This window comes from Streptomyces sp. NPDC060027, from assembly GCF_042737005.1.
Lineage (GTDB): Bacteria > Actinomycetota > Actinomycetes > Streptomycetales > Streptomycetaceae > Streptomyces.
In genome coordinates this window covers 1-14,414 of sequence record NZ_JBHWVI010000221.1, presented here as the reverse complement: position 1 = coordinate 14,414, position 14,414 = coordinate 1, and the positions used below count along the sequence as shown (strand labels likewise).

General features: G+C 72.1%; 12 protein-coding genes. 3 read left to right on the top strand and 9 right to left on the bottom strand.

Annotation, left to right across the window (positions count from 1 at the left end; all coding sequences use genetic code 11):
- Positions 1 to 49: 49 nt before the first annotated feature.
- The 3 genes from ACFWBT_RS35405 to ACFWBT_RS35395 all read right to left on the bottom strand — a co-directional run bounded on the left by ACFWBT_RS35405 (position 50) and on the right by ACFWBT_RS35395 (position 4,918).
- Positions 50 to 841, bottom strand: a complete 792-nt coding sequence (locus ACFWBT_RS35405; protein WP_385707063.1) for an aldo/keto reductase — start codon at positions 839 to 841, stop codon at positions 50 to 52.
- Between the two features lie 365 nt (positions 842 to 1,206).
- Positions 1,207 to 3,033 (bottom strand): AMP-dependent synthetase/ligase, encoded by a 1,827-nt coding sequence (locus ACFWBT_RS35400; protein WP_385707062.1) that lies wholly within the window; start codon positions 3,031 to 3,033, stop codon positions 1,207 to 1,209.
- Positions 3,034 to 3,433: 400 nt separating this feature from the next.
- Positions 3,434 to 4,918 (bottom strand): MFS transporter, encoded by a 1,485-nt coding sequence (locus tag ACFWBT_RS35395; protein ID WP_385707061.1) that lies wholly within the window; start codon positions 4,916 to 4,918, stop codon positions 3,434 to 3,436.
- A 138-nt stretch (positions 4,919 to 5,056) separates the two neighbouring features.
- Here ACFWBT_RS35395 and ACFWBT_RS35390 point away from each other — a divergent pair, with 138 nt between their 5' ends.
- On the top strand, positions 5,057 to 6,034 hold the full coding sequence (locus tag ACFWBT_RS35390) for an Lrp/AsnC family transcriptional regulator (RefSeq protein WP_385707060.1): 978 nt from the start codon (positions 5,057 to 5,059) through the stop codon (positions 6,032 to 6,034).
- Positions 6,035 to 6,064: 30 nt separating this feature from the next.
- Here ACFWBT_RS35390 and ACFWBT_RS35385 read toward each other — a convergent pair whose 3' ends face one another.
- Positions 6,065 to 6,937 (bottom strand): LysR substrate-binding domain-containing protein, encoded by an 873-nt coding sequence (locus ACFWBT_RS35385; protein ID WP_385707059.1) that lies wholly within the window; start codon positions 6,935 to 6,937, stop codon positions 6,065 to 6,067.
- A 76-nt stretch (positions 6,938 to 7,013) separates the two neighbouring features.
- On the opposite strand from ACFWBT_RS35385, the gene ACFWBT_RS35380 reads away from it, so the two are divergent.
- Positions 7,014 to 8,222 (top strand): bile acid:sodium symporter family protein, encoded by a 1,209-nt coding sequence (locus ACFWBT_RS35380; protein WP_385707058.1) that lies wholly within the window; start codon positions 7,014 to 7,016, stop codon positions 8,220 to 8,222.
- Here the strand turns inward: ACFWBT_RS35380 and ACFWBT_RS35375 are convergent.
- Positions 8,155 to 9,393 (bottom strand): hypothetical protein, encoded by a 1,239-nt coding sequence (locus ACFWBT_RS35375; protein WP_385707057.1) that lies wholly within the window; start codon positions 9,391 to 9,393, stop codon positions 8,155 to 8,157. The two genes, ACFWBT_RS35380 and ACFWBT_RS35375, sit on opposite strands and share 68 nt — an antisense overlap.
- 10 nt (positions 9,394 to 9,403) lie before the next feature.
- Positions 9,404 to 11,299, bottom strand: coding sequence for an exo-alpha-sialidase (locus tag ACFWBT_RS35370; RefSeq protein WP_385707056.1), 1,896 nt, complete (start codon positions 11,297 to 11,299; stop codon positions 9,404 to 9,406).
- Positions 11,300 to 11,771: 472 nt separating this feature from the next.
- On the opposite strand from ACFWBT_RS35370, the gene ACFWBT_RS35365 reads away from it, so the two are divergent.
- Complete coding sequence (locus ACFWBT_RS35365) at positions 11,772 to 12,314, top strand: isochorismatase family protein (protein WP_385707055.1); 543 nt, start codon at positions 11,772 to 11,774, stop codon at positions 12,312 to 12,314.
- Positions 12,315 to 12,442: 128 nt separating this feature from the next.
- Here ACFWBT_RS35365 and fdhD read toward each other — a convergent pair whose 3' ends face one another.
- From fdhD to ACFWBT_RS35350, 3 genes are all read right to left on the bottom strand, one after another.
- The gene (gene fdhD / locus ACFWBT_RS35360; RefSeq protein WP_385707054.1) at positions 12,443 to 13,306 is read right to left on the bottom strand and encodes a formate dehydrogenase accessory sulfurtransferase FdhD; all 864 of its coding nucleotides are present in this window, start codon (positions 13,304 to 13,306) and stop codon (positions 12,443 to 12,445) included.
- 48 nt (positions 13,307 to 13,354) lie between these two features.
- Positions 13,355 to 13,480: a hypothetical protein gene (locus ACFWBT_RS35355; RefSeq protein ID WP_385707053.1), complete on the bottom strand. Its 126-nt coding sequence runs from the start codon at positions 13,478 to 13,480 to the stop codon at positions 13,355 to 13,357.
- Positions 13,477 to 14,414 (bottom strand): 2-dehydropantoate 2-reductase (locus ACFWBT_RS35350; RefSeq protein ID WP_385707052.1); only part of this gene is annotated, 938 nt, incomplete at its 5' end. The genes ACFWBT_RS35355 and ACFWBT_RS35350, both read right to left, overlap by 4 nt.

Genomic DNA, 14,414 nt, shown 5'->3' with positions numbered 1-14,414 from the left:
GGATGCGGTCGGCGCATCCGGGCCGGCGGGTGGTGCGGGCGGGTGTCGGTCAGCCGACGTCGAACGTGGCCGGATCCGGGCCCAGCCGGCGGTCCTCGTTCAGTGCCGAGATCGCCGCGATGTCCTCGGTGTCCAGGGAGAAGTCGAAGACGTCGATGTTCTCCTGGATCCGCGACGGCGTCACGGACTTCGGGATCACGACGTTGCCCAGCTGGAGGTGCCAGCGCAGGACGATCTGGGCCGGGGTGCGACCGTGCTTCTGGGCGATGGCGACGATCGCCGGGACCTCCAGGAGGCCCTTGCCCTGGCCGAGCGGCGACCAGGCCTCGGTCGCGATGCCCTGCTCGGCGTGGTACTCACGGGCCGCGCGCTGCTGGAGGTGCGGGTGCAGCTCGATCTGGTTGACGGCCGGGATGACGGACGTCGCGTCGATCAGCTGCGCCAGGTGCTCCGGGAGGAAGTTCGAGGTGCCGATGGCCTTGGCGCGGCCGTCCGCGTAGATCTTCTCGAAAGCCTTGTACGTGTCGACGTACGTGCCCCGGGAGGGCGTCGGCCAGTGGATCAGATACAGGTCGACGTAGTCCAGGCCGAGCTTCTCCAGCGAGGTGTCGAAGGCGCGCAGCGCCGAGTCGTACCCCTGGTCGCTGTTCCAGAGCTTGGTGGTGACGAAGAGCTCCTCGCGGGCGATGCCGGAGGCGTTGATGGCCTTGCCGGTGCCCTCTTCATTGCCGTAGATCGCCGCGGTGTCGATGCTGCGGTACCCGGACTCCAGCGCGGTGGCGACCGCTCGCTCCGCCTCGTCGTCCGGCACCTGCCAGACGCCGAAGCCCAGCTGCGGCATCTCGACGCCGTTGTTCAGGATGGTCGGGGGGACCTTGCTCACGAGCTCTCGATCCTTCAGTCGTCGGATGGTCTGCGTACCCTCAACGATCACGGGCCGTGATGCATTCCTGACCGGGCTTCCGGTCCGAGGAATCGCAGATTGGCTGAAATGGGTCCGATCAATCGCGCCCGGGCGGTGTCGGCCGTGTCCGGGCGGTGTCGAGCGTGTCCGGACGGTCGACCGGCCTCTGACCCGGTCGGCGCGCGGCCGGCTGCCGTCGACCGGCCCGGAACCGGCGATCAGGGAAACATCGGAGGAATCGGGCCCCGCCCGGGACCGCCGTACGAACGCGCCCGCCTCGATGAGGGGACCTCCGCCCGGCACTACGCCTGGTAGAGCGCCTCGACCTCCGCCGCGTACGCCTTCTCGATCGCCTTGCGCTTCAGCTTCAGCGACGGGGTCAGCAGCCCGTGCTCCTCGGTGAACTGGTTGGCCAGTATCCGGAAGGTGCGGATCGACTCGGCCTGCGAGACCAGGGTGTTCGCGGCGACCACGGCGCGCCGCACCTCGGTCTCCAGATCGGGGTCGCGCACCAGATCGCCGGCGGACAGCTGCGGCTTGCCGCGCATCTGCAGCCAGTGCTCGACGGCCTCGGAGTCGAGGGTGACGAGCGCGGCGATGTACGGCCGGTCGTTGCCGACCACGATGCACTGCGCGACCAGCGGATGGTCGCGCACCCGCTCCTCCAGCACCCCCGGCGAGACGCTCTTGCCGCCGGAGGTCACCAGGATCTCCTTCTTGCGCCCGGTGATCGTGAGGTAGCCGTCCTCGTCCAGGGACCCGAGGTCGCCGGTGGCGAGCCAGCCGTCGTGCAGGGTCGCGTCGGTGGCCTTGTCGTTGTTGAGGTAGCCCTGGAACACGTTGCCGCCGTGCAGCCAGATCTCGCCGTCGTCCGCGATGTGCACCGTGGTGCCCGGGATCGCCTGCCCGACGGTGCCGAACCGGGTGAGTTCCGGCGGGTTGGCGGTCGCGGCGGCGGTCGACTCGGTGAGCCCGTACCCCTCGTAGATCGTGACGCCCGCGCCCGCGAAGAACAGCCCGAGCCGCCGGTCCATCGCCGAGCCGCCCGACATCGCGTGTCTGACCCGGCCGCCCATTGCGGCCCGGACCTTGGAGTAGACGAGCTTGTCGAAGACCTGGTGCTGCATGCGCAGGCTCGCCGAGGGGCCGGGGCCGATGCCCCAGGCCTTGGCCTCGATCGCGTCCGCGTAGCGGACAGCCACGTCGACCGCCTTCTCGAAGGGGCCGGATCTGCCCTCCTTCTCGGCCTTGCGGCGGGCGGCGTTGAAGACCTTCTCGAAGATGTACGGCACGGCCAGGAAGAAGGTGGGCCGGAAGGCGGCCAGGTCCGGCAGCAGCGCGGCCGCGTTCAGCTGCGGCTGGTGCCCGAACTTGACCTTCCCGCGGAACGCGGCGACCTGCACCATCCGCCCGAAGACATGGGCGAGCGGCAGGAACAGCAGGGTGGCCGCCTCGTCGCCGCGCTTGGAGTGGAAGACGGGCTCCCAGCGTTCGATGACGGTGTCCGCCTCGAACATGAAGTTCGCGTGCGAGATGACGCAGCCCTTGGGGCGTCCGGTGGTGCCCGAGGTGTAGATGATCGTCGCGGTCGATTCGGGGGTGACCGCGCGGCGGTGCCGGTGGACCACCTCGTCGTCGAGGTGCGCGCCCGCCTCGTACAGCTCGTGCACGGCGCCCACGTCGAGCTGCCACAGCTTGTGGAGCTGGGGCAGCCGGTCGACGACGGTGGCGATGGTCATCGCGTGGTCCTCGTGCTCCACCATGACCGCCGACACCTGGGCGTCGTGCAGCATCCAGAAGACCTGCTCGGCCGAGGAGGTGGGATAGATGGGCACGACCTGGGCGCCGATCGTCCACAGGGCGAAGTCGAAGAGGGTCCACTCGTAGCGGGTGGGGCACATGATGGCGACCCGGTCGCCGAAGCGAATGCCCTGGGAGAGCAGGCCCTTGGCGAGCGCCAGGACCTCGTCCCGGAACTCGGCCGAGGTGACGTCGCGCCACTGTCCCTGCTCGTCCTTGCGGCCGAGCGCGATGTGGAGCGGGTCCTCCCGGGCATGCTCGAACACGACGTCGGCCAGGCCGCCCACCGGCGGCGCCGACGCCAACGGGGGGTTGGTGAACTCGCGCAATACCGCTCCTCGTGGCGCTCCGCACAGCGCCGTGAAAGCTACCCCACCGTTCGACCGGACGGGAGGGGGTTCGAGCCGTCGAGCGGTGCGGTGTCCCCACTGGTCAGCCGGGGAAATGCCCGCACAAGGGGAAGGGTCGGACAGAATTCCCTACGGTTCCGTAGGTTCCGTAGGGTTCGGGTCCGTAATCTCCACGGAATCTGTACGACCTCGCGTCGGCACGTGACGGCGCGCCGCGGCAGATTCGGAGTCTCTGATTCCGGGGTCGGGCGTGTCGCGTCCGGACACCGCATCCCAGCTCCCGGCCGCGGTGTCGTCGAGGAGTCGAGGAGTCGAGGAGTCGAGGAGTCGAGCAGCCGGTCCCGGTGGTCCCGGTGGTTCCGGGACCGGCCTGCCCGCGTCATGCGCGAGGCGCCGTCACCGTCTCGGCCGGTGTCCCGGCCGCGGTCGCCGCGGCGCGCGGTGTCCGGACGAGCGCCAGGACGAGTGCGCCTCCGATCAACCCCGTCACGCCGGCCGCCACCGACGCCGTGTCGAGCCCGGAGGCGAAGGCGGCCCGCAGTGTGTGCTCGGAGACCGCGCCCCGCAGCGCCCCGGCGCCCCCGCTCGCCAGCGTGTGGGCCGCGTCGCGCGACACCGTGTCCTGCATGCGTGAGGTCAGGACCGTGCCGAACACGGCGACCCCGAGCGCGTACCCGAGCTGCCGGACCGTGTTGACCGCGCCGCCCGCCATGCCCGCCCGCTCCGGCGGTACGGCGGCGAGTGCGGCGCCCGCGAGCGCCGGGGAGACCAGCCCGACACCGATCCCGACGAGCACCAGACCCGGCACCAGCACCGTCCAGTGCGCGCCCGCGTCGAGGACGGCCTGGCAGAAGCCCCCCGAGCCGATCAGCAGGAGCCCGCCACCGATCGTCAGCCGCGCCGGAACCCCGTGCAGCAGCTTCCCGGCGAGGATCGCGACCACCACCGAGGCGCCCGTCATCGGCAGCAGCGTGAGCCCGCCGCGCACGGGGCTCATGCCCAGCAGCGTCTGCATCCAGATCGAGAGATACGGGATGACGCCGAACGCCGCTCCGTTGAAGGCGAGCGCGCCCAGCATCACGCCCACGAAGGCGGGCTCGCGCAGTAGCGCCAGGTCCAGGAGCGGACGCGCCACCCACCGCTCGACGAGCACGAACGCGACGAGCGCCAGCGCCGCGCAGGCGAACGAGCCCGTGGTCGCCGTCGACGTCCAGCCGTCGGAGCCGGCCCGCACCACCGCGTACGTCGTCGCGCCCACGAAGCAGGCGAACGTCGCCGTGCCCGCCCAGTCGATCCGCGTCCCGCGCGCTCCCCGCGACTCCGGCACCACCTTCAGCGTCAGCCACACGGCCGCCACGCTCACCGGCAGGTTCACGAAGAAGATCCACCGCCAGCCGGGCCCCTCGGTCAGCAGCCCGCCCAGTACCGGGCCGACCGCCGCCGCGCCGCCGCTGACCGCGCCCCACACCCCGAGCGCCGCCGACCGCTGCCGCCCCTGGTAGACCGAGCCGAGCAGCGGCAGCGTCGTGGCGAGCATCGCCGCCGCGCCCACGCCCTGCACCGCCCGAGCCGCCACCAGCATCCCCGGGCCGCTCGCGAGCCCGCACCACAGCGAGGCCGCCGCGAAGAGCACGACACCCGCCACATGCACGCGGCGCCGGCCCAGCACGTCGGCGGCGGCCCCCGCCCCCAGCAGCAGCGCGGCCAGCGCGAGCGCGTAGCCGTCGATCACCCACTGCAGATCGCTCAGGGACGCGTGCAGCGCCCGCGCCATGTCCGGCAGCGCGACGACGACGATCGTCACGTCCAGCAGCAACATGAACGTCCCCAGGCACACCGCCGTGAGCGGCCCCCATGTACGCATGTCCTCATCTCCCTGTGCCACGGATTGCGTCGGCCGGATGCGTGTGTCACCCGATCTGTCTCCGTACGATGGGGCCGTGCCGGTCGATCACCATGGTTTCGGGTGCCGGATCGACGGAATCCGACAGGGAAGGGCCTCATGGAACTGGAATCCCACGATCTCGACCTGCTCGATCTGCGGCTGCTGGCCGCTCTGGAGGTCAACGGACGGGCCTCCTTCAGCCGGATCGGGGAGGTGCTGGGCGCCTCCGACCAGACGATCGCCCGGCGCTACCGCAAGCTGTGCGCCGAGGCCGGACTCCGGGTCGTCGCGGTCCGCGACGCGCACCGGCTCGGTCAGGACCACTGGATGCTGCGGCTGCGCTGCGCGCCCGACAGCGCCGGCGCCATCGCGGACGCCCTGGCCCAGCGTCCCGACACCGCCTGGATCGGCCTCGCCTCGGGCGGCACCGAGGTGATCTGCATGACCCGCCCGCGCAGCCCCGCCGACCACGACGACCTGCTGCTCGGCAAGCTCCCGCGCACCCCGAAGATCATGGAGATCCGGGCCCACCAGCTGATCCACCGCTTCTTCGGCGGCCCCGACGGCTGGATCGGCAAGTTCGCCGCGCTGACCGACGACCAGACCGCCGCGCTGCGCCCGGAGCGGTCCGAGGCGAGCGGTCCCGCCCGGATCGACCCCGAGGACGAACCGCTGGTCGCCGCGCTCGAACGCGACGGCCGTGCCACCTACCCGGAGCTGCAACGCGCCACCGGGCGTTCCGAGTCCGCCGTCAAGCGCCGGCTCGCCGCGCTGCTGGCGTCCGGCGCCGTGTACGTCGACGTCGAGTACCACTCGGAGCACCTCGGCTACGGTCTCGCCGCCTGCCTGTGGATCACCGCGGCCCCCGCCGCCCTGCACTCCGTCGGAGAGGCCCTGGCGACCCACGACGAGATCGCCTTCGCCTCCGCGACGGCGGGCCCCTCCAACATCGTCGTCACCGCGGTCGTCCCCGACACGGTCGGTCTCTACGCGTACCTGAGCGGCCCGCTCGGCCGTCTCGACGGCGTCCAGTACGTCGAGACGACGCCGTTCATGCGCCGGGTCAAGCAACTCACGTACGCCAAGCTCCGCTGACGCCACCGGGCACGCCGACCGAGGCGGCCCTCAGTTCCGTCGTCCCCGGTGCAGCCGGTCCCCGCCCGCGAGGATCGCCGCCGCGAGCGCGTCCGCGGCCCCTTGCGCGGACGGCCGCCGACGACCGTGCACCAGCACGAAGTCGACCTCGCCGAGCTCCGGGAGCCCCGCCCGCTCCGGCACCCGGACCAGACCGGGCGGCACGAGTCCCCGCGAGTGGGCCATCACCCCGAGACCCGCGCGGGCCGCCGCGAGCAGGCCGTTGAGGCTGCCGCTGGTGCAGGCGATGCGCCACGGCCGGCCCTGGCGTTCCAGGGCTTCGAGGGCGAGCGCCCGCGTGATGCCCGGGGGAGGGTAGACGATCAGCGGGACCGGACGGTCCGGGTCCAGCCGCAGCCGCTGGGCACCGATCCACACCAGGCGGTCGTGCCAGACGAGTTCACCGCGCTGGTCCTCGGGCCGACGCTTCGCCAGCACCAGGTCGAGATGACCGGCGGCGAGCTGTTCGTGGAGGGTGCCGGACAGTTCGACCGTCAGCTCCAGGTCCACCTCGGGATGGTCGGAGCGGAAACCCTCCAGGATCTCCGGCAGCCGGGTCAGCACGAAGTCCTCGGACGCGCCGAAGCGCAGCCGGCCGCGCAGCCGTGTCCCGGTGAAGAACGCCGCCGCCTGCTCCTGCACCTCCAGGATCCGCCGCGCGAACCCGAGCATCGCCTCGCCGTCCTCGGTGAGCTCGACGGAGTGCGTGTCGCGCGAGAACAACTGCCGCCCGGCCGCGTCCTCCAGGCGCCGCACATGCTGGCTGACCGTGGACTGGCGCACCCCCAGCCGCCGGGCCGCCTGAGTGAAGCTCAGCGTCTGGGCCACCGCCAGGAACGTACGCAGCTGGGAAGGGTCGTACATGCCGCCACGCTATCGCGAAACGTGATGACAGTCAGAACGGTATGACGGATTCCCGATCACGACCCGGGAGAGGACGATGGAGAGGGCACGACCCGCCCAGGACGAGCAGACGCACCGAACCGAGCAGTGGAGCACCGTGAAACGCCTGCAGTGGCCGAGTTGGATGCCGATCGACCCGTACATCCTGCTGTTGCTCGGGACCGTGGGGCTCGCCGCCCTGTTCCCGGCGAGCGGAACGGGAGCGGACGTCGCCTCCGGCGCCACCACCGCCGCGATCGCCTTCCTCTTCTTCCTGTACGGCGCGCGCCTCTCCACCCGTGAAGCAGTGGAGGGCCTCAAGCACTGGCGGCTGCACGGCACGGTGCTGGTGTGCACCTTCGTGGTGTTCCCGCTGCTCGGCCTCGCCGCCCGCGGCCTGGAGCCGGCGCTGCTGACCCACGACCTCTACACCGGCCTCCTCTTCCTCACGCTCGTCCCGTCGACCATCCAGTCGTCGATCGCCTTCACCTCGATCGCCCGGGGCAACGTGCCCGCCGCGATCTGCGCGGGCTCCTTCTCCTCGCTGGCCGGCATCGTCCTCACCCCGCTGCTCGCGGCGGCCCTCCTCGGCAACAGCGGCGGCGGGTTCTCCCCCGACTCGCTGGTCAGGATCGTGCTGCAACTGCTGGTGCCGTTCGTGGCCGGGCAACTGCTACGCCCCTGGATCGGCGCCTTCATCACCCGCCACAAGAAGGTCCTCGGCCACGTCGACCGCGGCTCGATCCTGCTCGTCGTGTACACCGCGTTCAGCGAGGGCATGGTGCAGGGCATCTGGCACCAGGTGAGCGCCGTCCGGCTCGCGGGACTCCTCGTCGTCGAGGCGCTGCTGCTCGGCGTGATGCTCCTCCTGACCTGGTACGGCGCGAAGGCCCTGCGCTTCGGCCGCGAGGACCGGATCGCCATCCAGTTCGCCGGGTCCAAGAAGTCGCTCGCCTCCGGACTCCCCATGGCCGGTGTCCTGTTCGGCGCGCACGCCTCGCTCGCCGTGCTTCCGCTGATGCTCTTCCACCAGATGCAGCTCATGGTGTGCGCGGTGATCGCCAAACGCCGTGCCCGTGACCCCGAGGCGACCGGCCCGGCCGGTCCGGACCAGCCGTCCGGGACAGGAGGGGCGACGGGCACCGGCGGCGGCTCCGGTACACGCGGCCCGGCCGGAGCGGGCGGGACCGCCGGGTCCGCTAGGAGCCGGGTCTCCCCAGTCGCAACGTCACGAATCGCGGTCGGTACAGGGACACGTTCCGGCTGAGGTGCGCCTGCGCCGCCGTGCCCGTGGCGTCGAGCCAGTTGACGTCGTAGCTGAGGACGATCCGGTCGCCGTCGCTCAGCTCCGGGTGCGCCTGCGGGTTGTACGCGGCCACGTCACCGTCGGGCAGGGACGGGCTGAAGCTCCGGGTGGGCCCGTGCCAGGGCCCGGCCGGAGCACAGGCCCAGTACGAGGTGATCGTGGCCAGGCCCGCGGCACCGAGCGCCATCGTGAACAGGACGTAGGTGCCGCCGTCCCGCACCACCGTGAACGCGCTGCCCACACCCGTGCGCCGGCCGTCCCCGAGCACCGGCGCCGGACGCCCGCGCACCGTCCACGCCGAACCGTCCCAGTACTCCCAGGCGCCCGGCTCGCCGAGCGCGCCACGCGGCACCCGCGCCACGTACGCCCGCCCGGCGGGGCGCCCGGCGGCCCGCCCGTCGTCGCCCCCGAAGACGTACGTCCAGGCGCCGGCGTCGACGGCCGCGGTACCGAACAGCACGCGCCGGGAGGCGTCCGCCACCGGACCCTCGTCCAGGACCGTGGTGATGCCTTCGAGGCGCAGTCCGGGCAGCGAGAGCGTGGCGACCTCGGTGGCGGTGGGCACACCGTAGATCCACGGCGCCTGGCCCGCCGTCCGGGTCCACAGCAGAACCCGGACGACCCGCCGGTCCGAGCCCGGGGAGCGGGGTTCGACGCGGGCCGCGACCGGCCAGCGCCACTGCCGCGGTGCCGGATCGGGGAAGACGGGCGCGGGCAGCGTGGTCCGCAGCCGGCCGTCGCGGGACATCACGAGCGCCGAGTTGCGCACCAGGGGCGCGTTCGCGTCCCGCCAGGCGTACGACTCGCCCACCGGGTTCGGCGGTGCGTACACCTGGCCGAGATAGGTGTCCGAGAACAGCCACAGCACCCGGCCGTCGGGGAGTCGCAGCGAATGGGTTCCGTCGCCGCCGGTCCAGTCGTCGGCGCGGCCGGCGTCGTCGCCGTACCGGGCGAACTCGCGCGTGAGATCCGCCTCCGCGCTCCAGGAGGTGAGGGTGCGGGCGGAGCACACGCCACCGCCCTCCCGGTCACGGTCCGGAAGGGCGGTGAGCAGCACGGCCGCCGAGACCAGGGCCAGCAGAAGGCCGAGCCCGGTCCCGTTCCGCCGTCGCGTTCGTGCGTCGTCGGGCACGGACGGGACGTTAGTGGTCCCCGCTCACCTGGTCCATGGGGAGCCACAGGACGGTGTCCCGGGTCACCTGCTCCGAGGGCGGCGCCGACAGCTCGCCGTCGCTCAACGCCCGGTCGTAGACCCGCACATCGTCGATCGCACCGGTGAAGTACACCCGGCTGTCCATCCGTTGGCCGATGTGCACCCCGAACGGCGAGTTCCGGCTCACCGATCCGGGGACGTCCGCCGCACCGACCGTCGTCCCGTCGACGAACAGCGTGAGCCGTCCCCCGCCACGGCGCAGCGCCAGATGGTGCCACTGGCCGTCGTTGTACGCGCCCGTGGTGCGCACGGACGCGGTGGTCGGGGCCGCGGCGCCGTTCCTGGTGGTGATGAGACCGGTGATCCGGTCGGACGCGGGCTCCCCGCGCAGCCACACCTGCGGCTGTGTCGTGCCGATCCCGCCCATCCACAGCAGCGGCTGCTCACCGCTGGTGGCCGTGTAGCGGAACCACAGGGACGCCGTGAAGTCCTTCGTCCCCAGCGCGAGCCGGTCCTGATACGGCAGTCGTACGGCGTCGTCGGCGCCGTCGAACTCCAGCGCGCCCCGAAGGACGCCCGCCGTCCGGGCCGGGCCGCCCAGGACCGCCGCCCGCCGGGTGAACGGAGCGAGGTCGGCCGTCGTCGGGTCCGGGCCCCGGCGCGGCCGGAGCCAGTCCTCGGTGAACCGGGCGAAGCGGATCTCGTCGCGCGCGTCGACCGCGCCGCCCTCGTACAGCAGGCCCACCGTGCCGCCGTCGATCCGCACCAGATCGGAGTAGCCGGACCAGTCGGTGGTGACGACCGTGCCGCGGTCCACGCTGTCCCAGGTGCGTCCGCCGTCGTAGGAGGAGCGGATCATCATGGTCCTGCGGCGGTCGGGGTCGCCCGGGCAGGACAGCAGGATCCGGTCACCGACGCGCAGGGTGGAGCCCTGCACCTGGGGCGCGTAGAGGTCCGGGACGTCACGGAAGGAGGAGACGAAACTGTCTCCGCCGTCCCGGCTGACCGCCTGGGTGCGGTGCCCGAGGTCGGTGCCGTCCTGCTCGCGACCGCTGACCAGGACCGATCCGTCGGCGCGCTCGGTGAGTGTCATCTCGGACGGCTTCTGCCGGAAGGTGCCGTCGTCCGCGATCGGCCAGGAGTCGGTCGCACCGATGTCCCAGTGGTCGCCTCCGTCGTCGCTGGTGATGAGCGCGGCGTTGTTGGTGGTGACCCGGCCGCCGTTCCAGGTCTCGGTGTTGACGGCGAAGACGAGTCGTCCCGCGTGCCGGCCGTGGGTGAGCTGGATGCCGTGCACCGGGCCGGTGGCGTACCAGGAGTTCCAGTTCGCGGGCAGGATCTCGGCGCTCAGGTCGCGCGGCCGCGACCAGGTGAGCCCGTCGTCGTCGCTGTACTGGAGATGCGGGGTGCGGTCGCAGGGGACCGCGCAGCCCGCACTGTCCGTACGGCCCGTGTTGTACGTCTCCGCCAGCACGATCCGGCCGGTCTCACGGTCCACGATCGGCGTGGGGTTGCCGTGGGTGTCCCCGCCGCCCTCGTTCACGACCTGGAGCGGGCTCCAGGTGCGCCCGCCGTCGGCGGAGCGCTTCACCACGATGTCGATGTCGGCCGCGTCACCGCAGTTGAGGACGCGTCCCTCGGCGAAGGCCAGCAGCGTTCCCTCGGTCGTCCGTACGACGGACGGGATGCGGAAGCAGGCGTAGCCCGGATCCTGGGCGGCCTTGAAGAGGACCTGCTGCTCGAACTCGCCGGTGGTGGAAGCCGGTTCGGCGCGAGCCGTGCCGGGCAGCGCGAGCAGCGCGGCGGTGCCGAGAGCGGCGGTCAGGGCGGCCGCGAGCCGGCCGCGGAGGCCACGGCCCGGCCGGGCGGAGAAGGGCCGTCTCACGAAGGTGCGGGGTGCGGGCCCCCGGCGGCTGGCGAAGGCGGGTCTCGGAACGGTGCGGGAGCCGGGGCCTTGTCGGGCCGCGAAGGCGGATCTCGGACGGGTGCGGAGGCGAGACGGCATGGTGCGACCTGCCCTTCGTACGATGGGGCATTCCGGATTCTCTGGACATCCCACGTCCAACGTTCGCGCCGCAGACGCTACTTGGGCCCTCAGGCACCCCACAAGAAGCGTGTACCGGTCGTGTTCACGCCAGATTTTCGCGGTTCCTGTGTCCGGCCGAGGAAGGCCGCACGATATGCCGAACCCGCCGACGGCCGCGGACCTGGCACGGCCCGGTGGCGGCCGCTCACCCGAATGGACCGACGCGTACCGGCGGCGGATCGGCGGGGCCACTGTTCCCGGACAGCGGAGTTCACGGGCTTGTTGATCCGGATTTCCAGTACGGACGGCTGATGCGGGCTAACGTTCCGTCATGACCGCACCCGAAACCGAACCCCGCCTCGCCCTCGATCCGGCGCGCACCGCCCTGGTGCTCGTGGATCTGATGGAGCGCATCGTGGCGCTGCCTCTGGCGCCCCGCAAGGGAACCGAAGTCCTCGCCATCGCGGAGGAGTTGGCGACCTCTTTCCGGAAGGCGGGCGCTCTCGTGGTGCTCATCCGGGTCGAGCGGTCCGGAGTGCCGGAGCAGCCGCCCGGCAGCGGGCTCGTCGCCGGGCTCGTCGCGGAGGGTGATCTGGAGATCGTGAAGCGGACCATCGGCGGGTTCCAGGGCACCGGTCTCGACGAACGGCTGCGTGAACACGGAGTCTCCACCTTGGTGTTCGGCGGAATCGCCACCAACCTGGGGGTCGAGTCCACCGCGCGCGCCGCCGGTGACCATGGCTACGACCTCGTCTTCGTGGAGGACGCGATGGCCGCGTTCACCGCCCCCGAGCACGAGGCCTCCGTCCGCCTGGACTTCCCGCGCCTCGGCACGGTCGTGCGCGCGGGCGAGGTGCGCTTCGAGACGGGTTGAGCCGTGAGCGCCGGTGAGGTGCCCGCGTCCGCGGCCGGCAGGGGGCCTGGGCCGAGGCGGGGCCCCTCCGGCGCAGGGGGCGCTCCCCGCCGTTCGGGGCCCCACCGCCGTGTCGCGGGGAACCGGCGTCAGCCCTGGGCGGCCTCGGCCCGCAGGGCGACGCGGTGCTCGCCCGCGTACACGTTCATGTTGGCGCCGCGCAGGAAGCCGACCAGGGTCAGGCCGGTCTCCACGGCCAGGTCGACGGCCAGGGACGACGGGGCGGAGACCGCCGCGAGCACCGGGATGCCCGCCATCACCGCCTTCTGCGCCAGCTCGAAGGAGGCTCGGCCGGAGACCAGCAGGACCGTCCGGGTGAGCGGGAGCGTGTCGTTCTGCAGGGCGCGGCCGACCAGCTTGTCGACCGCGTTGTGCCGGCCCACGTCCTCGCGCACGTCGACCAGCTCGCCCTCCTCGGTGAACAGCGCCGCCCCGTGCAGGCCCCCGGTCCGGTCGAAGACCCGCTGGGCCGCGCGCAGCCGGTCGGGGAGGCTGGAGAGCAGCTCGGGCTCCAGCCGCACCGGGGGAGTGGTGCCTCCCTCGGTGTCGTCGACGGGCCAGCGGGCCGTCGTGCGGACCGCGTCGAGGCTGGCCTTGCCGCACAGGCCGCACGAGGACGTCGTGTACACATTGCGTTCGAGCGTGATGTCGGGGATGACGACACCGGGCGCCGTCCGCACGTCGACGACGTTGTAGGAATTGGAGCCGTCCACCGTGGCCCCCGCGCAGTACACGATGCTCTGCAGCTCGTCGGCCCGGCCCAGCACCCCTTCGCTCACCAGGAAGCCCGCGGCCAGCGCGAAGTCGTCGCCCGGGGTCCGCATGGTGATCGCCAGAGGTTTGCCGTTGAGGCGGATCTCCAGCGGTTCCTCGGCGACGAGGGTGTCCGGGCGGGTGCTCACGGCCCCGTCCCGGATGCGGATCACCTTGCGTCGTTCCGTGACTCGTCCCATGTCGTGATCAGTCCCGCTTCTGTACGTGCGGCTGGCCGGAGCGGCCCTTCATACGGCGGTTGCCGTGCGGGTCACCGCGTCGTCGTGCGGGGAGGTGACCTTCACGTTCTCATTGTCCTGCACGTGCGGAGCGGGCCACGTGCCGCCTCGGACGGCGGCCCGCTCCGCGTTCATGCCGCCGTCCGCAGCGCGAGCAGATCCGAGATGGCGTGCACGGTCCGCAGTGTCGGCACGGGCACCCCGGTGATCTCCGCCAGTTCCACGACGGCCGCGAGCAGCACGTCGAGTTCCAGGGGCTTGCCGCGCTCCAGGTCCTGGAGCGTGGAGGTGCGGTGGTCGCCGACCCGCTCGGCGCCCGCGAGGCGCCGCTCGATGGACACACCCACCTCGCAGCCGAGGGCCTCGGCGACGCTCAGTGTCTCGGTCATCATGATCTCGATGACCTTGCGCGTCCCGCCGTGCAGGCACATCTGCCGCATCGTGGCCCGGGCCAGTGCGCTGATCGGGTTGAAGGAGATGTTGCCGAGCAGCTTGAGCCAGATGTCATTGCGCAGGTCCGGCTCGACCGGGCACTTCAGTCCGCCGTCCCGCATGGCGTCGCCGAACGCCCGGCAGCGCGCCGAGACGGACCGGTCGGGCTCGCCGATGGAGAACCGGGTGCCTTCGAGGTGGCGTACGACTCCCGGTCCCTCCAGTTCGGTGGCGGCGTACACGACGCACCCGATGGCCCGCTCCGGCGCCAGCACCGCGCCGACCGCGCCGCCCGGGTCCACGCTCTCCACCCGGTGGCCGTCGTAGGGGCCGCCGTGCCGGTGGAAGTACCACCAGGGAATGCCGTTCTGGGCGGCGATCACCGCCGTGGTGTCGTGCAGCAGTGGCTCGATGAGCGGCCCGCACGCCGCGTACGAGTTGGCCTTCAGGCCCAGGAAGACGTAGTCGACCGGACCGATGTCGGCCGGGTCGTCGGTGGCGTGGGCCCGCGCGGTGAAGTCCCCGCGCGGGCTGATGACGTGGACGCCGTGCTGCCTCATGGCCGCGAGATGCGGTCCACGGGCGACGAGATGCACGTCGGCGCCGGCGCGGTGCAGCGCGGCGCCGACGTAGGCGC

Bases quoted from the DNA above. Each gene is read 5' to 3' on its own strand.
- ACFWBT_RS35405 (WP_385707063.1), bottom strand. From the start codon at position 841: ATGCCGCAGCTGGGCTTCGGCGTCTGGCAGGTGCCGGACGACGAGGCG.
- ACFWBT_RS35395 (WP_385707061.1), bottom strand. From the start codon at position 4,918: ATGCGTACATGGGGGCCGCTCACGGCGGTGTGCCTGGGGACGTTCATG.
- ACFWBT_RS35390 (WP_385707060.1), top strand. From the start codon at position 5,057: ATGGAACTGGAATCCCACGATCTCGACCTGCTCGATCTGCGGCTGCTG.
- ACFWBT_RS35385 (WP_385707059.1), bottom strand. From the start codon at position 6,937: ATGTACGACCCTTCCCAGCTGCGTACGTTCCTGGCGGTGGCCCAGACG.
- ACFWBT_RS35380 (WP_385707058.1), top strand. From the start codon at position 7,014: ATGGAGAGGGCACGACCCGCCCAGGACGAGCAGACGCACCGAACCGAG.
- ACFWBT_RS35365 (WP_385707055.1), top strand. From the start codon at position 11,772: ATGACCGCACCCGAAACCGAACCCCGCCTCGCCCTCGATCCGGCGCGC.
- fdhD (WP_385707054.1), bottom strand. From the start codon at position 13,306: ATGGGACGAGTCACGGAACGACGCAAGGTGATCCGCATCCGGGACGGG.
- ACFWBT_RS35355 (WP_385707053.1), bottom strand. From the start codon at position 13,480: ATGAACGCGGAGCGGGCCGCCGTCCGAGGCGGCACGTGGCCCGCTCCG.